The sequence below is a fragment of the Pseudalkalibacillus sp. Hm43 genome (assembly GCF_051842935.1).
GTDB lineage: Bacteria > Bacillota > Bacilli > Bacillales > Fictibacillaceae > Pseudalkalibacillus.
Map to the genome: position 1 here is coordinate 2,407,095 of NZ_JBPXRR010000001.1, position 20,623 is coordinate 2,427,717.

The window sequence follows — 20,623 nt, forward strand, 5'->3', positions numbered from 1 at the left end:
AAAAGTTTTCTAAACAAAAAAAAGACTGTGCTTTGTTTTCAAGCACAGTCTTTCCATCTTATTTCGTAAGGTCGTTCAAGGCGTTCGTCAATGTTTGAACAATGAAATCTAAATCTTCCTCCTCGATATTGAGCGGTGGTGACAAGGTCAAAACGTTGCTGTAGCCGTCAACCGTCACACCATTCTTCCCAATGATCAGCTTGTTCTTTTTACACGTCGCAATCACTTCATTCAGTTTACTTACTTCAAGAGGCTGTTTCGTTGCTTTATCCGCCACCATTTCAATACCGATCAGTAATCCTTTTCCTCTTACGTCACCCACATATGGATGGTTTTGAAGCTTTGTCTCCAAATCATTTTTCAGACGATCACCCAACTGTTGAGAACGGGCAAAAAGCTTCTCATTTTCCATGATTTCGATGTTCTTCAATGCTAATGCACATGCTGCCGGGTTGCCTCCAAACGTATTGATGTGCCGGAAATAATCATATTCTTCCGTTCCTTTGAATGCTTCATAAATTTCTTTCTTAACGGCAGTGGCCGATAATGGTAGATAAGCAGAGGTGATTCCCTTCGCCATCGTAACGATATCCGGCTGCACTCCGTAGTTCTGGAATCCGAATGGCGTTCCGGTACGTCCGAAACCACAGATGACTTCATCGACAATCAATAATGCACCGTGCTTCTCGCAAATCTCTTTTACCGCCTTCATATATCCATCTGGTGGAACGAGGATACCACCTCCAGTAATGATAGGCTCCATGATCATCGCCGCCACGGTTTCACTAAGCTCCCACGTCATCGTTCGGTCGACTTCCTGGACGCATGCCATATCATGCGCGTTCTCTATATCCGCATCCGGCATGCGATACGTATCAGGAGGGGAAACATGCAAGAATCCTGTTGCGAGTGGTTCATATTTATACTTACGTTGCGCCTGCCCTGTGGCTGCCAGGGATCCCATCGAGTTGCCGTGGTACGCCCGGTATCGCGATATGAATTTGTAACGGCTGTGCTCACCTCGTTGTTGATGGTATTGTCGAGCGATTTTGAACGCTGTTTCGTTCGCTTCTGAACCGCTATTGGAAAAGAAGATGACGTAATCTCCACCGAGCATTTCATTCAATTTCTCTGCAAGTTTGACTGCAGGGACATGACTGTGGGTCAGCGGGAAATACGCCATTTCTTTCAATTGCTCATAAGCCGCTTCCGCCAGTTCTGTCCTGCCATAACCGACATTGACACACCATAATCCTGCCATGGCATCCAAATAGCGGTCACCGTTGATGTCGGTCACCCAGGCCCCTTTGGAACTGGACACCACCATCGTCGTGTTCGGGTTGTGAGGCTTCATGGAATGCCAGACATACTGCTCATCTTTTTTCAAAACATCTTGTGTTTGATCGACTTGATGAACCATGGTACGCCCTCCTTTTTTAATACTCGAATCGAGATGTAATCATTTTCTTGCGTGTGTAAAAGTTGATCCCATCTTTTCCGTTGACATGGAGATCCCCGTAAAACGAGTCCTTCCATCCGGAGAATGGGAAGAAAGCCATTGTCGCTGGAACGCCGATATTGATCCCTAGCATGCCCGCATCTGCTTCTTCGCGGAATTTTCGTACAGCTGCGGCATCTTTTGTATAAAGAGTCGCCCCATTACCGAATCGTGACTTACGGAGATACTCAAGTCCACCATCCAAGTCTTCAGCGCGCAGCAAACTTAATACGGGCGCAAAAATCTCCTCTTTTGCAATCGTCATGTCTGGTGTAACATGATCAAAAATCGTTGGTCCAAGGAAATTCCCATCTTTCATGTCGGCCATTTCTCTTCGACCATCACGGATGAGATCGGCACCTTCATCCACACCTTTCTCAATGTAACCAAGTACCTTTTGACGATGAGCTTCTCGGATGATTGGCGTGAGAAGAACCTCTTCATCCATACCATTACCGATGGTCAACTCATCCGCTTTTTTGCGAAGAGCGTCTACGAACGGATCATTATCACCCACGACTACGACTGCGCTACACGCCATACAGCGCTGTCCGGCACTTCCAAAGGTTGAGCTGATGATATTTTGAACGGCTTTTTCCATATCTGCATCCGGCATGACGACGTGATGATTCTTTGCACCTGAAAGAGCTTGAACCCGCTTCCCTTCTTTCGCTGCCTGCTCGTAAACGTATTTGGCTACAGGCTGTGAACCGACGAATGAAATCGCCTTGATGTCTGGGTGTTCAAGGAGTCCATTCACAACGTCATGTGCGCCATGGACGATATTGAACACACCATCCGGGATGCCCGCTTCCGTCAAGAGTTCTCCGAGACGATTTGCCAAGATGGGCGTGCGTTCAGAAGGCTTCAAAACGAATGTATTTCCGCAAACGATTGCGAGCGGGAACATCCATAGTGGAACCATCATCGGGAAGTTGAAAGGCGTGATTCCACCGACGACACCAAGTGGATAACGGAACATTTCAGAATCGATTTCTTCTGCAATATTGGACAACGTTTCTCCCATCAAATGAGTAGGTGCACCGGCTGCAAATTCTACACATTCGATGCCACGTTGTATTTCACCGTATGCTTCTTTATAGGCTTTCCCGTTTTCCTGCACAATCAAGCGCGCGAGCTCTTCATGGTTCTCAGTCAGAAGGTAATGGAATTTATACATGACACGTGCGCGTTTCGGAACCGGGACGTTCTTCCATGATTGGAACGCTGTATTTGCAGCCTTCACTGCTCCATCGAGATCTTTTTTATTCGAGATGGGCACTCTGGCCAATAATTCACCCGTTGCAGGATTCGGTACTTCTAATGTGTCAGACCCAGATGATGCTACCCACTGTCCATTGATATAGTTTTTCAACTCTTTCGTATCGCTTTTCGTTACCGTCATTTCACTTACGCCTCCTTTAAAAATCGAAAGACTTTCTTTCATTATCTAAAATTTGGCATCCTGATACATTAGACATAATGTAAAATCATCACTTCTTACTTCAACACATACTGCCCAATCCTTAACTCATCACCTGATCATCTGTTTTGACATTTTGCTCATTTCCAGATCCGTTCAGGTACTCATGGGCGAATAGCATCAATTCAATGGCAAGACGTTTTTCAGAATTAGACATAAAATCTTCTCCGAGCAATTTTTCCAACTTCTCAATTCGGTAATAGAGCGTTTGACGTACGACATAAAGTTGTTTGGCCGTTTCTTTCTTCGATCCATTACAAGAAAGATACACCTTCAACGTTTGTAGCAATTTACCGTTATACTTCCGGTCGTATTCAATGACTGGTTGCAAGTATTCCGAAATCATCTCCTGAAATTCATTCTGCGTTTTAAATAGACTGATGACACGATGCATATGTAAGTCTTCATAATACATACATAACCGATCCGGTTGGATCTTCTTTTGGAGTTTTAGTGTTTCTGAAGCCGTTAGATAGGCGGTTCCAACCTTATTCAAATGCTCTGTATATTGTCCTACCGCTATCCTCTTGATTTGGAAAGCATGTTTTTTTAGAAAATCGGTGTTCATCACCCGGTCCATTCCTTGACTTAAACGTTGTTTCCACGCTCCGTCTCCTCTTAGATTCAAAAGGATGTAAACCGCATAACCATGCCGATCGGTCGAAATGAGATGAAACCCTTGCTGTTCAAAAATGGAACGGATGAAGAGGTTCAAGTACGTTCGATCCGAATTGGAGATGCTAGGTGGCAATTTACAAATGGCTACCGTTGCACCATAGACTTTCATTTTCCCTTCGTAATAGACGAGATTGACTAATGATTCCTGCTCGCTGTACTCACCATCCACCCATCTCGTAATCCATTCGTTTTTTTCCGTTCTTCTTTTTTCTTCTACATACAGCTCTCGTAAGAACAGTTGGGCAAGTGCAGTTGTCGTCCGATCCAATATGAGCAGATCGAATTCGTTGATTTCTCTTTCGGTTGAGAACAGAAAGAGTTCTCCGAAGTGACGCTCCATCACATTCACAGGACGTTTAGCGACAAACGGGGAGTCATAGGGCAGCTGTTGCAGGGCTTCCCGGCTCTTCCGTTCTTCATTCACTTCGGGTACATAGAGATCCTTTTCATCGGACGTCTTCATAATGACTTGCAAACCCGTATACTCGTGCATCAGCTTCAGCATTTCTTGACTGTTTTCAATCGTTAACAGCTTTTGGTTGAGTTTAAGAGAATATTGTTCAAGGTCCTGTATCGTCTGGTAGTGCTGGTTGATCAACTGCGCATGGATATCCTGGGTAATGTTGACGAATTGGACTTCCTCCATGAAAAGAATGATCGGAAATCGATTGCGGTCAGCAAGTTCGATGACACTTTCCGGTATCGTTGAAGTATACGTTCCGATTTCGATGCACAAACCCGCTGCTCCGCAATCAATCAATTGTTGTAAGAAATCCAATAATAAATCATCGTTTTCTTTCCAAACGATTCCCGTCGATAAAATCAGTTCGTTCCCATTCAAAAGCTTTTTGATGTTCGGCACTTCGACGACATGAACCCACTTCACCTGTCGAGTAAGTCCTTCAAATCCAGCAATCACCTTTGTCTTTTCAAAGTGTTTACGGTTCAATATATCCTTCACTGCTAAACTCGATTGGTGCTGCACGATAGGAACACTCCGATCTTTTTGAAGCGAGAATTTTAGGATATTCAGTAGATCACTTTTGTTACTCAGGAACTGTTCATTGGCAGATACTTTTCCAAGATATTCAGCATGCGGTTGAAAGAATCCTGCTCGTGAAAATCGTCAGAATGCCAATTCCTGAAAATCCATGTCGCCAATTCCTGGGGGGTATTGAAGAATTCACCACTCGAGTCTGCCTTACGAAGCATATAACGGCCGTTATCCTCATCAATGACCACTTCACATGGAAACACACTTTCTTTGCACTTCAAGGAAAACTCCATCGAAGTTCCTCCTTTTCGTTTTCAGAGCACCGGTTCTAAAAACTCACATACAAGTATCCTTATTTTTGATGGAATAGCAGATTTGAGAAGTACTTTCTTCCATCAGCTGTTTTGATATGGAGGATGTCGGTATCGTCTTTTCCTTTTTCAAAAGTGACGAAAGCGCCGCTCAAATTCTCCTTCACATCTTTAATCTTGTACCCCTTTTCAAGCATCAAGTCGATCTGTTCCCTTTCCAAGACATACTCTGCATATTCGGTCAACTCAGCTCCTCCTCTTCCAATCTCTTATCTGCAGCTCCTGGTTCGGAGAGTTGGTTCCGCCTCCTTTTACAGAAGCTGCATACAAGAGGTAAGTTCAAAGATACATAGTTTTACTTTGCGTCCTTCAATTTCACCGGAACCTTTTCATCATCCAAATTCCAATTGCGCCCTACCGTAATGCCGAGGAATCGTTCATCACTCGGATCTTCAATTTCCGCTTGCTTATATTTGTTGAAATACCAATACTTACAAAGGACGTAGTAGCATGCGCCCCCTAAGATGAAACCGATGAGGAAAGAGTAGCTTGGATAGAAGTAGGAAACGACTGCACCTACTACCCAGGAAATGAAACCGGCGATGTTCACCCCACCAGCATATTTAAATTGGCCTTCTGATTTATAAAGATCGTACACATTCACTCTACGTTTTCTCAATAAGTAATAGTCAGCGAATAGGATACCGACAATGGCGGACAGAATTCCACCAACAATCAGCAAGACAGGGATGATGATGCCGAACAAACTCCATGGCTGGACGACTGTCCCGACGACTCCAGCTGCGAAAACCCCTGCCCAAAACGGGAACTTAGGACCTCCGACATTGGAGAAAATTGTAGCGGCGGGAACGATATTCGCCGATATGTTCGTCGACCATTGAGCAAGGACAATCATGAGTAGTAAGACGCCAAGTACAACACCAGTTGCGGTCTCTTGGAGAGCAATGACCGGGTCATAATTTTGCACAGCGATATATGCTACCGCACCGATGATGATCATGAAAGTCTGGGTCAGAGGCAAAGCTATTAAACTACCGATGATGGCTCCTTTGTTACGTTTAAACCAATTCCGTTCAAAGCTCGGTGCTTTGATGAAGCGGGAGATGGAAGGTATATCTGCTGACAAGGTTGCCCAGAAGCCCATATTACTGAAGATGACAACTAAGAATGCCGTAAACGCTTCAGCTCCTGTCACCGGGTTCTCTGTCCACGTCCATACATTTCGACCTTCTGCTGCTGCAGTACCGGATAGCTCCAAGAACATCCAAATGGAAATCAGGATGATTGTCGGAGCTGCCATATCGGCAAAGCGTTCTACCGCCTTGATTCCGAGTGCTGTATTCAACAACTGAACGAAAGCGAAAATGAAGAAACAAGCAAGCCAGTTGTTGAACTCAAACAACATGCCCAAAATTCCGTTCATAGCAGTCGCACCAAAATACGTATTGATCCCGAACCACATGGATGCAGCTACGCCACGAACAATGGACGGAATGTGCGTACCCATCGTACCGAATGGCGCACGCATATAGACCGGAAAGGAAAGCCCATGTTCAATACCGATATCCGCAATCAAAGCGATGAACAATCCTATCGCAACCGATCCGATGATGGTCCCTAAAATGACCAGTGGCAGTGGAAGCGAAATGACGCCCGCTCCACCGATTGCAAATGTCGCAAGAACCACAACCATACCGACCCACATGAAGGAAAAGCCAAGTGTTGTAATCTTTCTTCCGTCCTGACCAATCGGTAATAGGTCAGGGGATTTCAAATAACTTTCTCTTTTACTCAATACAATCACTCCTTATACCCTTTCTCAACTGCAACCGGCGTGCACGGTTGTGACCCCAAAAGCGAAGCACATGACTCGGGCTTTCAGGGTCACTCCCCCTCCTTTCTACTCAACTTTTAATCGCTATGGACATGTATCAAATGGTCAGCTTATCATCAACTGGATTCAACAGTTGATTATAGCGTGCACGCTTCAAATAGTTCCCTTTCCCAGGTTTTCCGACGAACTTCTTATCCTTGATGACAAACTCACCTCGAGAGAGGACAGAAACCGGCTCTCCAGTCACTTTCATTCCTTCGAATGCGTTGTAATCGACCGCCATATGATGGGTCTTCGCTGAAATCGTCCGCTCCACATTCGGGTCGAAAATGACGAGATCCGCATCCGCTCCAACTGTGATGGTACCCTTCTTAGGGAACATGCCGAACAGCTTTGCATTCCGGGTAGACATGATGTCTACGAACTGGTTCAGCGTAATTCTTCCTTTTTTGACGCCTTCTGAGAAGAGAATGGATACGCGATCCTCAATCATCGGTCCTCCGTTCGGGATTTTCGAGAAGTCTCCTTTACCAAGATCCTTTTGTCCTTTGAAGTCGAACGAGCATTGGTCCGAGCCGAGCGTCTGTAATTGACCGTTTTTCAACGCATTCCAAAGGACATCCTGGTTCCACTTTTCTCTCAGTGGAGGAGACCAGACATACTTCGCCCCTTCGAAATTCGGTTTCTCAAGGTACGTTTGATCCAACACTAAATACTGAGGGCATGTTTCTCCCCAAACGTCGTATCCTTTGTTTCGTGCTTCTGCAATTTTGTACACAGCTTCTGCACAAGAGACATGGACAACATAAAGTTGCGAATGAGCAAGGCCCGTCAATTGAGCGGCTCTTCCAGTCGCTTCCCCTTCTACTTCAGGTGGTCGGGTTAGTGCATGATAAATTGGATCGGTATTGCCTTTATCCAATGCTTCCTTGATCAGATAATCGATGACATCCCCATTTTCCGCATGTACCATGACGAGACCACCTTGTTCTTTTGCCATGACAAGCGTGCGGTACAACGTTTCATCATCCGCTTGGAATACATTCTTATACGCCATGAAAACTTTGAAGGAAGTGATCCCTTCTTTGTCCATGATGGTTGGAAGCTGATTCAACACGTCTTGATTCAACTCAGAAATCATCAGATGGAAGCTGTAGTCGATGACCGCTTTGTCTTTAGATTTTTCATGCCAAACATCAATGGCGTTTTGGAGGGGTTCTCCTTTATTGGTGAGACAGAAGTCGATAACAGTTGTTGTCCCACCAAAAGCGGCCGCCATCGTTCCTGTTTCAAAATCGTCCTTTGAAACGGTCCCACCAAATGGCATTTCCAGATGGGTATGCGGGTCGATGCCACCAGGGAACACATAACATCCCTTTGCATCAATGATCTCTGCTCCTTGGGTATCTAGATTTTCACCGATGGCTACTATACGTTCATTTTCAATCATAATTTCTGCACAATACGTATCTGAAGCAGTGACAATCGTTCCGTTTTTAATGATTTTTTTCATTTTTTCAGGCTCCTTTCAAAAATGAATGAAGTTATTTGACGATGTTCGCTTTTCCATCCTGAACGCCACTAAGGATTGCTTGACGTTCGTTCCAGGTCATTGGCGGGTGTTCACTTTCGATCTCAATCATATCGATCGCACCATCGACTGGACACACAATCGAGCAAAGGTTACAACCGACACAGTCCTCTTCTCTTACTTCCAAATAGGCGTTTCCATGTCCATCCTGCAGCATATCGATACATTGATGAGATGTATCCTCACAGGCGATATGGCATTTGTTACAGTTGATGCAAACATCATTATTGATTCGCGCAACGATTTTGTAGTTAAGATCGAGATTTCCCCAGTCGGAATATTTCGGTACTGATTGCCCAACAAGATCGCGTGCTGAAGCAATCCCTTTCTCATCAAGGTAGTTGTTCATACCATCGATCATATCTTCAACAATCCGGAATCCATGGTGCATGGCAGCTGTACAAACTTGAACGTTTGAAGCTCCCATAAGCATGAACTCGACCGCATTTTGCCAATTGGACACACCGCCCATACCTGAGATCGGTACGTTGATGCGTGGATGACGTGCACATTCTCCGACCATGTTCAAGGCAATCGGCTTAACGGCCGGACCACAATATCCACCATGTGCACCTTTCCCGCCGACATGCGGAATCGTATTCCACGAGTCAAGATCGACTCCAGCCAGGCTGTTGATCGTATTGATCATACTGACCGCGTCTGCTCCTCCGCGAACGGCGGCTTCAGCGGTTGCGGTAATGTCGGTGATATTCGGTGTCAATTTTACAATGACGGGTGTCTGGGCAGCTTCCTTCGCCCAATACGTCTGCTTCTCCACAAGTTCAGGAACTTGACCAGAAGCCGATCCCATTCCTCTCTCAGCCATTCCGTGCGGACATCCGAAGTTCAGCTCGAGTCCATCGACCCCGACTTCTTCGACCTTTTTGACGATTTCATGCCATTTCTCTTGTTTTGGCTCTACCATTAAAGAAGCTACGACCGCATGGTTCGGAAACCTTTTCTTTGTTTCATAGATTTCCTTCAGATTGACTTCCAGTGGCCGGTCTGTAATCAACTCGATGTTATTGAAACCCGCTACCCGCTGCCCATTGAAACTGACCGCTGCAAATCGGGATGTGACGTTCAAAATCGGTTCTCCAAGCGTTTTCCAAACTGCTCCGCCCCATCCAGCTTCAAATGCCCGTTGGACTTGATAACCGGAATTCGTCGGTGGTGCCGATGCGAGCCAAAATGGGTTTGGAGATTCAATGCCAGCTAAGCTCGTTCGTAAATCTGCCATTCATATACGCCCCTTTCTTCTCTCGGTTCATTCACTTCCTCTATACGGTCAACGATTCTTGTTTATATTGCTGATGGATGGCGTATGCCACTTTTTTCCCTTGTTGGGCCGCAGTCACGACCATCGCTTCACCTTTTCCTTTACCAAAGACCAAGTCTCCACAAGCGAACACTTTCGGATTCGACGTGCGATATGTTTCAGAAACTTGGACGACGCCATCGGCATGCTCTAATTCGAATTGTTCGATCAGACTGAGATGTCGTGTTTGACCAATCGCTTTGATGACCGCGTCGACTGGAATCATGAAATTCGATCCTTCTACCGGTTTTGGTCGTCTTCTTCCGTCTGTTCCTGGTTCACCAAGTTCCATCCTCATACATTCGATCGCCCGGACTTTTCCACCAGCATCTCCATGAATCTTGACCGGTTGGGTCAGCCATCTGAACTCCACGCCATCCTGCTTTGCGAATTCATATTCGAAATCATAAGCCGTCATTTCTTCATGCGTCCTTCGATAGAGGATTTTGACATTTTCAGCACCCAATCGAACAGAACAGGTTGCACCGTCAATCGCGGTATTTCCTGCGCCGATGACCACAACATTTTTTCCGACGAATTGGTCGGTGAGTGGTTTGGTTTTCGTATCTTTCACAAACTCAATCGCATCATAGACACCATCGAGTTCTTCTCCTTCAATACCAAGGTTCGGTACAGAGGACATCCCGACAGCCATAACGACTCGATCATAATTGGAAAGAATCTCTTCAGCCGGTATATCCTTACCGACAGCTGTATTCGTCTTGATTTTGACATCGAGACCCTTTACTTGATCGACTTCCCAATACGAGATTTTTTGCGGTAGACGGAAGGATACGATTCCATACGTATTCAAGCCTCCAGCTTGCTCTGAAGCTTCGTAGATCGTCACATCGTATCCAAGACGAGCCAGTTCACGAGCTGAAGAAAGCCCTGCAGGTCCTCCTCCAATGACCGCAACGTTTTTACCATTGCTCTTACCTTTTTGAAAAAGAACCTGGTCATTCTGAATCGCCCAATCTGTGGCGTGTCGTTGAAGGTTACCGATCATGATGGGTTTCGTAGAATGATTCAGAACGCATGCCCCTTCACAAAGCTCATCAGTCGGACAAACCCTCGCACAACTCGCTCCGACAGGATTGGCGTCCATAATCGTTGTCGCAGAACCTTTCATGTTCCCAGAGGCGATTTTCTTGATGAACTTCGGAATATCGATCCCTGTCGGACAAGCTGTAATGCATGGTGCATCATAGCAATACAGGCAGCGGTTCGCTTCTTCAACCGCTTCCCTGTTCGTCAAAGCTGGCTCAACTTCATTAAAATTACGGGACAAATCAGTCAATGAAATATGGAATTTATCCGTATTCGGCAATTGTAAGGCCCCCTTTAGGAGTAGTCTCGTTTATCCATTCTTTCGTCATGTAAAATTAAGAAGCTGACTTGATCTTTGAGTAAACCATCACACACCTTTAAAGAAACTGACGTATTGTCATGGTGTGAAGGAAGTCTCTGCTTAGAAAAAGTCAGCTTACGATTTACTTATGGTAGTAATGCCGTCATTTCTCCATATGTTTCTGGTCGACGGTCACGATAAAATTGCCATAAATCCCGTACTTCACGTATCATTTTCTTATTCATTTCACCAATGATTACTTCATCCTGATCACGACTGCCCATCGCAACAAAACTTCCTCGAGGGTCTACGAGGTAAGATTGTCCATAAAATTCTCCCATATTCCAGGGACCTTCTGTGCCGACACGATTGATCGCCCCGAGGTAATATCCGTTGGCGACCGCGTGTGCAGGTTGCTCAAGCTTCCAAAGATATTCAGACAACCCTGCGACTGTTGCTGATGGATTGAAGACCACCTCAGCCCCTTTCAATCCAAGGAGTCGTGCTCCTTCAGGAAAATGACGGTCATAACAAATATAGACACCCACTTTTGCGAATGCGGTATCAAATACCGGGTAGCCCATGTTCCCCGGCTTGAAATAGTATTTTTCCCAGAATCCGCAGCCTTCGTCTCCTACTTTTACATGAGGGATGTGCTGTTTTCTGTATTTTCCAAGGTAGGATCCATCTGCATCAATGACAGCAGCCGTATTGTAATAGGTTGCGATGCCTTCTCGTTCATAGATGGGAAGGACGATGACGACACCTAACTCCCGGGCAAGTGACATGAATTGTGCAGTGGTTGGTCCGTTTGGAATTTCTTCAGCAGAGTCATACCATTTCGAATTTTGTTCTGCGCAAAAATAAGGACCATAAAAGATCTCCTGCAAGCAGATGATCTGCGCACCTTTCTCGGCAGCTTCCCGAACCAGTTTAATGTGCTTTTCAATCGATTTTTCCTTATGAACAGATACCGGCTCATTCCCGTCTACGTCATGTTTTGCCTGGATCAACCCAATCTTCACTAAATCTGACATTCACAATTCCTCCTTTAAAAATCTGAATTGATATGTAGTGTTTCATTGAAAACATGCTATTTTGACAGAATTATTTGAATCTTAAGTCTATTTTACGATGTCGAAAGAAAGTTTACATTTGACATAGTGTCAAAAAATGATTTTAGCTTGTTGTTCATTCTGTAAAAGTCGATGGATAAAAATGGGGAATTATGGGCTAATTGATGATGATTTTCAGTGGTGATGGGGTGGTGTGGTTTCGCCTGGTTAGATGTAGAAACAGGCTCTGTAAAGCAAAACATATCATACCTATTCTGAGAAGATTGTAGAAATTTTTCCGAAATAAACTGTTTTTTTGTCGTTTCGTTCATTTTTGATGAAATGCTCTCCCTCTTTTTAACTTTGTGTTAAAGTTAGAAGAAAATTGTACCATTTCTACCGGGGATAGGAGATGTTCGTGCAATGAACTGGATCATTATCATAACCGTATTCATGGGCGGTGTGGCGGTCGCTGTCCAAGCAAGCATAAACGGTGGACTCGGAAAACAGATCGGTGTTATTGAAGGTGCATTCCTGTCATTTTTGATTGGGACAGTTTCGCTGCTGATCATTATGCTTGTCTTTGGAAAGGGGAATATCCTCCAAGCAAGCACGGTTCCAAAGTGGCAACTTACCGGAGGAATCCTTGGAGCATTCTATGTATATACGATGGTCTTATCAGTGCCAAGAATTGGCGTAGCTGCTGTTCTGGTCACTGTGATCGCCGCTCAACTTATCGCAAGTTCTTTAATCGATCATTTCGGACTTCTAGGTGTTAAACAGATCCCGATTGATGGTCAACGGATATTCGGCTTCATCTTATTACTTGCAGCGCTCTTTTTCATAACAAAAAAATAATAATACATATCTAAAGGGAGCCCTAAGCTTAAGGGCTCTTTTTTTATTGGCGGTTTTCGTAAATTCTGTTGATCTTGATTTCCGATCTAGGTGCTCGAAATGCATACTTGTTTCAAATATTTGGAAGGATAATCAGTAACGTTATGTATGGTAAAGGAGCTTTTCTAATGAGACTGAGACGACATTGGCAAAAGCAAGCGAAACAAAACCAGAAGGATTCTAACAACTCTAATACTAATCAGGAAAAAACCGAACTCTCAACGGACCTGAAAAAAAACGAAACGGCCTTGAAGGATATATTTGTAGATTGCCAGGACATCGTCTATCACACGTATCAATATAGTAAAGAGTTCAAAGAACAGGCTTTGGTCGTTTTCTGTGAAACGATTGTACAGAATGAAAAGGCGAATCTATTGAAAGAGGTCATGCAAGACCTCGTGACCCATGAAGTCGGTCCAGCAACTGAAGTAGACCTATTTGATGTCAAACGGTTCTTCATCAAACATGGTGTAAGTTCTCGAGCTTTTGAATTGGTCGAAATGCAAGAAGAAGTCCGCGACAAGATACTTGAAGGTCATATCGTCATCCTTTTCCATAATTGGAACAAAGCATTGGCCTTCGATGTGTTTTCAGTCGAAAAGAGATCGGTTGGCGAGCCTCAGAATGAAGTGTCGATCATCGGTCCACGCGAAGGTACGATCGAAAATCTGACAAAGAACATCGGGCTGATTCGGTCACGGTTGAAAACCGAGAAATTGAAATTTACGATAAAAAATCTCGGAAACAATACAAAATCGAAAGCTGCCTATGCTTACCTGGAAGGCGCTGTACCAGAAGATACGTTAAAAGAGTTCAAAAAGAAATTTGAAAAAGTCAATGAAGAAGAAATTCTGGAAACCTCCTATTTCGCTGAGCTTTTTGAAGACTCGACGTTTTCTCCTTTTCCGCAATATCGGACGACCGAACGACCGGATGTTGCCGTATCAGCTTTATTAGAAGGGAAAATCATCGCCTTATTGGACGGGACACCGACCATTTTGATTTGTCCTGGCTTATTTACGGAGTTTTTCCAATCCCCTTCTGATTATTATCAAAGAACGATTTTTTCATCACTGATCCGCTCGCTTCGGATTATCGGCTTCATTATCAGTCTGACGTTACCGAGTATTTATATCGCTTTGTCCACTTTCCATACCGAATTGATCCCAACCGTGTTGTTGATGGCGATCTTGGATACACGTGAAGGCATGCCTTTTCCAGCCTTAGTAGAAGCACTTATCATGATCTTCTTTTTCGAATTGCTCCAAGAAGCGGGGTTACGGTTGCCCAGACCGATCGGTTCAGCAGTCAGTATTGTCGGTGCTTTGGTCATTGGAGACGCAGCCATCAATGCCGGAATCGCGTCTCCAATGATGGTCGTAGTTGTCGCACTGACAGGGATTGCGTCTTTCTCAATCCCACAATACGACTTTGGGACGTCCGCACGTATTCTCCGAATACCATTGATGTTTGCTGCCGCGGTATTGGGCGGATTCGGATTGATGATCGGTTTTCTGCTCATCTACTTACATTTAGCTGGTCTACGTTCATTGGGGCAGCCGTATTTCGCACCGCTTGGTCCTATCCGAAGAGGTGTGTTATACGAATTCCTTTTCCGCTCACCATTATCAGTTCAATTAAGACGACATCAACGTGATGATTTAAGCCCGAATTCCAAAATGAAATAAGGTGTTTTAGTGATGTATTGTAGAAAGTGGATTGCCATATGTTTGTTGTTCAGCTCCACTTTTTTATTAAGCGGATGCTGGGATCATAAAGAATTGCCGATTTATGGTTTCGTTCAAGCGATTGCTCTTGATCTTTCTGAGGAAAATGAGAACATGCTTGAATTGACAACTCAATTCATCAAACCTGCCCCCAAGATCGGAAGTGCAGGCGGAGGTGGCGATAAAGCGTTCGTAAACATTGAAACCCGTGGTGACAGCGCATTTGAAGCGATCCGAGATATTACGAATCGTTTAGGTCGAAAAGCTCAATGGAGTCACACGAGAATCATCTTAATCAGTGACGAACTAGCAGAATCTAGGCATATCGGTGAGATGCTCGAATTTTTCTATCGAGATCATGAGCCCCGTCTGTTGATCAATGTAGGGGTTACAGAAGGAAAAGCGAAAGAATATTTGGAAGGCAAACCGTTTATTGAAAACACGATGAGTCAACAATTGAAAGAAGTAGGTAAAGCTGCACACAGATTCAGTTCCAAAACAATGGAAGTGAACCTTTTATCATTAGGTAGGCAAATGAACAGCGAATTACAAACGAGCAAAATGCCCTACTATAAACAATCTGAGGAAGGTGAGCCTTTTGTATCTGGACTTGCCACTTTTCGAAAGGGAAAAATGACCGGGCAAATTACTCCACTCCAAACGGAAGCATTGCTCATGCTGTTGAACGAATATGGATCCGGTATCGTTGAAATACCTTGTAAGAATGATGCTGGATTAAAGGAAACCGTTGAAGTAGCCAGTGCTAAAACTAAAATGAACACTCAAGCTAAGGAGCAGGAAACTTCCGTCCAGATTGCCATCACGCTTGAGGGAAGTATCGGTGAATTGAAATGCACGTCAATTGATAAAAGTGAAAAGGTCGATCAATACAACAAAAAAGTGGAGAAAGTCGTCTTAGACAATGTGGAACAAACACTTAAACAGATACAAGAGGATCAAATCGACCTAATCGGCCTTGGGAATGAAATCTATCGTAAGGATCCGAAACAATGGATGAAGATCAAAAAAGAGTGGCCACAAATTTTCAGTAAAGTGGATTTCGATGTCAAAGTGAGCATGAACATCGTTAACTCCGGAGCAGACATTGGCAAACCATTTTTTAAAGAATAAGAGGTGTTGAGGATGTCCGAACACATAATCATTATGGTGATTGTCTACCTGCTATTGGGGTATACCCGTCTATTGGATCGGACGAAGCATCAACGTAAAGAAAACATCTTTTATATGGGTGTCCTTCTCCTCTCCTTCTATTTAAGCCTTCTGTTCGTTACAGGGACAGATGGATTTAACTTAAATGACCTTTTGGATTGGCCATTCGAGATGCCCGCCAGGGGAATATTGAAATTTTTCACCTCTTAAAATTAAGGGTGGTATACCATGCGTAAAGTTGAATCAGTCGGCAATTGGCAGATCATCATTTTATTTCAAGCATTCATTACCGGGTCCTCTATCCTCAATATTCAAGGACCTTTGATTGGTATTGCCCAAAATGGGGCATGGATCTCCATCCTGATCATCAACGCTTTCTCTTTTCTTATCCTGGCCCTGATCTTACGTCTCCATGAACGCTACCCTGATGAATCCTATATCCAGTACTCAAAAAAACTATTAGGGAAACCACTGGCGTTAATCCTTGGCGTACCATTCTTATTGCTCTTGTTTCACTTCAACGCAAACATCACCTATGGAATGGGGCAGTTCTTCACGACTTCGATGATGAAAGAAACGCCATTGTATGTGTTTCATTTTCTCATATTGATGGTGGCTGGATTGACGGTCCGATCAGGTGTCGAAGTGATGGCTAGGATGTTCAACGGGCTTCTCTTCTTCGTCCTCTTCATTATCTTGATGATTTTCCTTTTGAACATCACACATTATCATCCGGAATTCCTATTGCCAGTCGTTCCGGACGGTTGGAAGCCGGTCATACACGGAGCTTATGTCGGGTTTGGATTCCCCTATATGGACATCATGTATTTTGCGATGATCTTACCTTTTTTAAAAATGGAAAAGGATAAGCCCTTCAAACGGTGGATGTATGCGGGACTCTTATTCAATGGATTGATTCTCGCCTTTACCATTGTTGCATCCATTATGATTCTTGGGCCGATTGCTATGAGTGAGAAGTTTCCGATCTATCAAGCTGCAAGAATCATTGAAATCGGTGAGATCATCCAGCGGGTTGAATCGGTTTTTGGAATGGCTCTGATCATCGGATCTTACATGAAGATCACCTTGATGCTCTTCATCATCAATGAGGTGATGACGCAGTTGTTCAATCTGTCTGACAAACGGGCATTCGTCTTCCCGAACGCTCTCCTTGTCTTCCTCTTCTCCTTGACGATGTATGAAAATGAAGTGGAGCTAGGGGAAAGCGGTTCGATCATGGAAACTATTCTCGCGTTCTTCTTAGCTTTCGTCCCACTCGTCATTGTTACAATCAGGAGTCTTTTTAAAAGGCAGTCTTCATAAAGATTTAATTTTTGAGATGGAGGTTGTCTGATATACTTTATTTAAAAGTAAAGGAGTGTTGAAAGTGGCAAATTTATACCCATACATATTCAGTGAGGATGCTCGCAAGCAAGCCGAATTTTATGCCTATGCTTTGAACGGTGAGGTCGTCAGTGTACAAACATTTGAACAAGCTCCTAATGTCGATGAGTCCATCAAAGATAAAGTCATGCACCTGACGCTGAGTGCTGCCGATCAGATCTTTTTCATGGCAGATGCAGTGCAAGAGCCAGTTCGATTAGGGACACAAATCAATTTGGTTCTCGAATATAAAACAGAACAAGAAGCACATGTTGTTTTCCAAAAGCTTTCAGAAGACGGCAAAGTATTAATGCCATTTGAAAAGATGTTCTGGGGAGCAATGTTCGGTCGGGTAGAAGATAAATTCGGCCTGACGTGGCAGATTTCAACGGAACACGATTAATAAGATGTAAAAAACGGACCTGGCCAGGTCCGTTTTTTCGTTCATTTGTTATTGTTATCGAGATAGCTCGAGATGAGTTTCTGGTCTATGCTACGAACATGCAGATCTCTTTGTGGAAAAGGAATCTCGATGTTGTTTTTGTTCAAAAGATGATAGATTCTGAAGTTCAGATTACTCTTGATCTGGATGACATATTCCGGATTGGAGATCCAGATGAATAATTCAAAATCGAGAGATGAATCGCCAAAGCCCGTGAAGTTCACATAAGGAGGCGGCTGCATCAATACGGTTTCTGATGCTTCAAACTCCTCCTGAGCAGCTTCCAACAAGACTTCCCTCACCTGCTCGACGTCAGAGCCGTAGGCGACACCAATCGGAATGACGAGTCGTAGCCTAGGGTCACCATACGACCGGTTGACGACCTCTTCTTCTAGGAAATAGGAATTCGGCATGATAATCCGTTCATTATCAAGCGTCCGGATGATCGTCGCTCGCATGTTGATTTTCTCGATATCACCGATTACATCGTTAATGATGACGCGGTCTCCTACCTTGATTGGACGTTCGAACAAAATAATCAGACCAGAGATGAAGTTGGAGGCGATGTTCTGCATTCCAAACCCGATACCGACACCAAGAACACCTGCAAATACGGTCAGCGCACTCATATCAATTCCGACAGTCGTAAAACTGATCAAAATCGCAAAGACCATGATGATATAGTGGAAAATCCGGTTGAACGTAAACCGGAGACCACGGTCCAGTTGATACCTGTCATAAACGTTTGGTAGCAAGAACTGAGTAATCACTTTAGACGTCCGATTCGCAAAGGAAATGATCAACACAGCGAGAAGAATCAAAAAGAATGAAACGTCAACCTTCCCAATTGAAAAGATACTGCCAAACATCCAGCCCGCATCCGCAAAGTAAATGAGCACGAAAACGATGATGCCGTAAGTCGTCACCCAATTCGTAATCGACTTTAATGCTGGACCGAGCCGATTTTGAAATCGTTCGCTCTTCTCTTCTGCTTTATGTAATGAATAGATGATGACTGAACGTACGATGAACATGAACAATACGAAACCGAAGAAGATGAGTGTATCTATCCAATCAAAGTGAGACAGAAACTTCTCCCATTCCACACCGAAGTTGATTGTTGAACCGACCATACTTTCACCATCCCCTATACAGCCTCAAATTAATGTTAGATAATCTCAAGTGTATCATAAGATGGAAATGAACAAAGTCGTTGAAGTGCCAGGTACCTTCTCACTCCCCTTGTGTACCAACGGGTCTAAAAAGGTACCTGGCACCATCCCCAATCCCTTGCGGTTGTTGGGTTCTACTGACGTACCTGGTACGAATCTGTAGTTCGTAACAACTTTTGAGGCTTTGTTGAGGTATTACATATGAGAAAGATAAAAGGGGCGATCCCATTTGAATAAAAAGACGATCAAGAAAATCAAAAAAGGTGATAAAAAAGCCTTCAGGGCTTTATACGATGAATACTACCCATCCGCAATGAGAACTGCGGTATCTATGCTTAAAAATGACTCGGATGCATCCGATGCTGTTCAAGAAACATTCATCCGAGTTTACAAAGGCATTCATACTTTTGACGAATCCAAACCGTTCAAACCATGGTTTTATCGGATATTGACCAATGAGGTAAGGAGGCTCATCAAAAAGCGCAAACCTGAGCAGGACTTTGATCAGGTTCCCCATAACGAAATCGCTCAAGTGCAACCTCCTGAGACTGATCACGAAATTCTCGATGATGCGATGGCGAAATTGAAAGAGGATCATCGTGAAGCCATCGTTCTGAAGTATTTGGAAGGGCTGAGTGAAAAGGAAATGTCTACTGTGCTCGACATCAGCTTAAGTGCCGTAAAATCAAGGCTGTTCCAAGCCCGGAAAATGTTGAAAGAAGAATTAAGAGGTGATATCCATGGACAACAACAAGTTTGAACGTTATATAGAGAAAACCTTGAAAGAAGAAGAATATAAAGTGGACGAACTTCAAAAAGAAAGAATGTGGCAAGAACTTGAGGAACAGCTATCATTTGAGAAAGAGAAAAAGAAGAAACCTTATTGGATTGGACTTGTCTCGACAGCTGCTGCCATCTTGATTCTAGCTTCTGGACTTCTGTTTACCACACCTGGTCACGCACTCGTCGACACCGTAATAAAATGGTTTGAACCTGAAAAGCAAGTGAAGATCCCAATGGAAGGATCTGAAGAAGAAGAAACCGCTACCTTGAATGACCAATCGGAGAAAGGCTACGTAATCTATGTAGATGAGGAACACTACAAGCTGGAAGAACATGAAAAGTACGATCTCATTACAACGAAAGAACCACTACCTGAACAATATCCTGAAGTGTCCATGAAAATCATTCATGAAAAAGATCAGCCAGTCGAAGATACGATCCGTCAGCTGGAAGCGGAATATGATTTGACATTTGAATCTACTGACTACCCCATCGACGCGCAAACCGCCCGTACGATAGATGGTCAAGAATGGAACAGTCCGGTCAATCGCTTTTTTGTCATATCAGATAAAAATGGAGGCTCATACATCTTCCATCAAAAATATTTCCTCGAAGCATCTGAAGGACATGGGGTGCGACTCAGTGAAATGCTGAAGGAATTCCATATTGTGGAGAAATAGATTGACTAGCTCGGTGCTCCGAGCTAGTTTTTATTTTCAAACGAAAAATAGTAAATCTATCACGCACAAAAATATCTCAGTATACTACTTATTGTGTAATGTGATTAGTGCCATATATGTAAATGGACCTCAAAAGCTAGCATCTTACATTTTATTAGAATATTATGAGAATTAGAAAAAAATGAATGGGTCTTCATTCATTTCTGCTTAAGGGGCGTCTACTACTCTACTTGGA

General features: G+C 43.9%; 19 protein-coding genes. 8 read left to right on the plus strand and 11 right to left on the minus strand.

Going from position 1 to position 20,623, the window contains the following annotated elements:
• Positions 1-58: 58 nt before the first annotated feature.
• The 10 genes from ACSVDE_RS12705 to ACSVDE_RS12750 form a co-directional block, all read right to left on the minus strand.
• A complete protein-coding gene (locus ACSVDE_RS12705) occupies positions 59-1,420 on the minus strand; it encodes an aspartate aminotransferase family protein (RefSeq protein WP_439301252.1) in 1,362 nt (453 codons plus the stop codon).
• A gap of 16 nt (positions 1,421-1,436) precedes the next feature.
• Positions 1,437-2,903, minus strand: a complete 1,467-nt coding sequence (locus ACSVDE_RS12710; RefSeq protein WP_439301253.1) for a CoA-acylating methylmalonate-semialdehyde dehydrogenase — start codon at positions 2,901-2,903, stop codon at positions 1,437-1,439.
• Positions 2,904-3,024: 121 nt separating this feature from the next.
• Positions 3,025-4,644, minus strand: coding sequence for a PucR family transcriptional regulator (locus ACSVDE_RS12715; protein ID WP_439301254.1), 1,620 nt, complete (start codon positions 4,642-4,644; stop codon positions 3,025-3,027).
• A gap of 65 nt (positions 4,645-4,709) precedes the next feature.
• Complete coding sequence (locus ACSVDE_RS12720) at positions 4,710-4,946, minus strand: hypothetical protein (RefSeq protein WP_439301255.1); 237 nt, start codon at positions 4,944-4,946, stop codon at positions 4,710-4,712.
• A 59-nt stretch (positions 4,947-5,005) separates the two neighbouring features.
• Positions 5,006-5,209 carry a hypothetical protein gene (locus ACSVDE_RS12725; RefSeq protein ID WP_439301256.1) on the minus strand — a complete coding sequence of 68 codons (204 nt, stop codon included), beginning with the start codon at positions 5,207-5,209 and terminating at the stop codon, positions 5,006-5,008.
• A 110-nt stretch (positions 5,210-5,319) separates the two neighbouring features.
• A complete protein-coding gene (locus ACSVDE_RS12730) occupies positions 5,320-6,780 on the minus strand; it encodes an NCS1 family transporter (protein WP_439301257.1) in 1,461 nt (486 codons plus the stop codon).
• A 136-nt stretch (positions 6,781-6,916) separates the two neighbouring features.
• Entirely contained in the window at positions 6,917-8,332 is a 1,416-nt protein-coding gene (hydA, locus tag ACSVDE_RS12735) for a dihydropyrimidinase (RefSeq protein WP_439301258.1), read from the minus strand.
• A 31-nt stretch (positions 8,333-8,363) separates the two neighbouring features.
• Entirely contained in the window at positions 8,364-9,650 is a 1,287-nt protein-coding gene (preA, locus tag ACSVDE_RS12740; RefSeq protein ID WP_439301259.1) for an NAD-dependent dihydropyrimidine dehydrogenase subunit PreA, read from the minus strand.
• Positions 9,651-9,690: 40 nt separating this feature from the next.
• On the minus strand, positions 9,691-11,058 hold the full coding sequence (locus tag ACSVDE_RS12745) for an NAD(P)-dependent oxidoreductase (RefSeq protein WP_439301260.1): 1,368 nt from the start codon (positions 11,056-11,058) through the stop codon (positions 9,691-9,693).
• Between the two features lie 167 nt (positions 11,059-11,225).
• Entirely contained in the window at positions 11,226-12,116 is an 891-nt protein-coding gene (locus ACSVDE_RS12750; RefSeq protein ID WP_439301261.1) for a nitrilase-related carbon-nitrogen hydrolase, read from the minus strand.
• Positions 12,117-12,557: 441 nt separating this feature from the next.
• Here ACSVDE_RS12750 and ACSVDE_RS12755 point away from each other — a divergent pair, with 441 nt between their 5' ends.
• The 6 genes from ACSVDE_RS12755 to ACSVDE_RS12780 all read left to right on the plus strand — a co-directional run bounded on the left by ACSVDE_RS12755 (position 12,558) and on the right by ACSVDE_RS12780 (position 17,714).
• On the plus strand, positions 12,558-12,992 hold the full coding sequence (locus ACSVDE_RS12755) for a DMT family transporter (RefSeq protein ID WP_439301262.1): 435 nt from the start codon (positions 12,558-12,560) through the stop codon (positions 12,990-12,992).
• Between the two features lie 167 nt (positions 12,993-13,159).
• Positions 13,160-14,719 (plus strand): spore germination protein, encoded by a 1,560-nt coding sequence (locus tag ACSVDE_RS12760; protein WP_439301263.1) that lies wholly within the window; start codon positions 13,160-13,162, stop codon positions 14,717-14,719.
• Positions 14,720-14,731: 12 nt separating this feature from the next.
• Positions 14,732-15,889 carry a Ger(x)C family spore germination protein gene (locus tag ACSVDE_RS12765; protein ID WP_439301264.1) on the plus strand — a complete coding sequence of 386 codons (1,158 nt, stop codon included), beginning with the start codon at positions 14,732-14,734 and terminating at the stop codon, positions 15,887-15,889.
• A 12-nt stretch (positions 15,890-15,901) separates the two neighbouring features.
• Complete coding sequence (locus tag ACSVDE_RS12770; RefSeq protein WP_439301265.1) at positions 15,902-16,138, plus strand: hypothetical protein; 237 nt, start codon at positions 15,902-15,904, stop codon at positions 16,136-16,138.
• Between the two features lie 18 nt (positions 16,139-16,156).
• The gene (locus tag ACSVDE_RS12775) at positions 16,157-17,251 is read left to right on the plus strand and encodes a GerAB/ArcD/ProY family transporter (protein WP_439301266.1); all 1,095 of its coding nucleotides are present in this window, start codon (positions 16,157-16,159) and stop codon (positions 17,249-17,251) included.
• Positions 17,252-17,315: 64 nt separating this feature from the next.
• Entirely contained in the window at positions 17,316-17,714 is a 399-nt protein-coding gene (locus ACSVDE_RS12780) for a VOC family protein (protein ID WP_439301267.1), read from the plus strand.
• A gap of 41 nt (positions 17,715-17,755) precedes the next feature.
• Here the strand turns inward: ACSVDE_RS12780 and ACSVDE_RS12785 are convergent, their stop codons facing one another.
• Positions 17,756-18,886 (minus strand): mechanosensitive ion channel family protein, encoded by a 1,131-nt coding sequence (locus tag ACSVDE_RS12785; RefSeq protein ID WP_439301268.1) that lies wholly within the window; start codon positions 18,884-18,886, stop codon positions 17,756-17,758.
• Positions 18,887-19,154: 268 nt separating this feature from the next.
• Here ACSVDE_RS12785 and ACSVDE_RS12790 point away from each other — a divergent pair, with 268 nt between their 5' ends.
• Together ACSVDE_RS12790 and ACSVDE_RS12795 are read left to right on the plus strand one after the other, a co-directional pair.
• A complete protein-coding gene (locus ACSVDE_RS12790) occupies positions 19,155-19,685 on the plus strand; it encodes an RNA polymerase sigma factor (protein ID WP_439301269.1) in 531 nt (176 codons plus the stop codon).
• Positions 19,666-20,388, plus strand: a complete 723-nt coding sequence (locus tag ACSVDE_RS12795) for a hypothetical protein (protein ID WP_439301270.1) — start codon at positions 19,666-19,668, stop codon at positions 20,386-20,388. The genes ACSVDE_RS12790 and ACSVDE_RS12795 overlap by 20 nt, the downstream gene beginning before the upstream one ends.
• Positions 20,389-20,623 lie beyond the last annotated feature (235 nt).

Excerpts from the sequence above, each read along its gene's own strand:
- ACSVDE_RS12705 (WP_439301252.1), bottom strand. The coding sequence starts at position 1,420 with ATGGTTCATCAAGTCGATCAAACACAAGATGTTTTGAAAAAAGATGAG.
- ACSVDE_RS12710 (WP_439301253.1), bottom strand. The coding sequence starts at position 2,903 with ATGACGGTAACGAAAAGCGATACGAAAGAGTTGAAAAACTATATCAAT.
- ACSVDE_RS12720 (WP_439301255.1), bottom strand. The coding sequence starts at position 4,946 with ATGGAGTTTTCCTTGAAGTGCAAAGAAAGTGTGTTTCCATGTGAAGTG.
- hydA (WP_439301258.1), bottom strand. The coding sequence starts at position 8,332 with ATGAAAAAAATCATTAAAAACGGAACGATTGTCACTGCTTCAGATACG.
- preA (WP_439301259.1), bottom strand. The coding sequence starts at position 9,650 with ATGGCAGATTTACGAACGAGCTTAGCTGGCATTGAATCTCCAAACCCA.
- ACSVDE_RS12750 (WP_439301261.1), bottom strand. The coding sequence starts at position 12,116 with ATGTCAGATTTAGTGAAGATTGGGTTGATCCAGGCAAAACATGACGTA.
- ACSVDE_RS12755 (WP_439301262.1), top strand. The coding sequence starts at position 12,558 with ATGAACTGGATCATTATCATAACCGTATTCATGGGCGGTGTGGCGGTC.
- ACSVDE_RS12760 (WP_439301263.1), top strand. The coding sequence starts at position 13,160 with ATGAGACTGAGACGACATTGGCAAAAGCAAGCGAAACAAAACCAGAAG.
- ACSVDE_RS12765 (WP_439301264.1), top strand. The coding sequence starts at position 14,732 with ATGTATTGTAGAAAGTGGATTGCCATATGTTTGTTGTTCAGCTCCACT.
- ACSVDE_RS12770 (WP_439301265.1), top strand. The coding sequence starts at position 15,902 with ATGTCCGAACACATAATCATTATGGTGATTGTCTACCTGCTATTGGGG.
- ACSVDE_RS12775 (WP_439301266.1), top strand. The coding sequence starts at position 16,157 with ATGCGTAAAGTTGAATCAGTCGGCAATTGGCAGATCATCATTTTATTT.
- ACSVDE_RS12785 (WP_439301268.1), bottom strand. The coding sequence starts at position 18,886 with ATGGTCGGTTCAACAATCAACTTCGGTGTGGAATGGGAGAAGTTTCTG.
- ACSVDE_RS12795 (WP_439301270.1), top strand. The coding sequence starts at position 19,666 with ATGGACAACAACAAGTTTGAACGTTATATAGAGAAAACCTTGAAAGAA.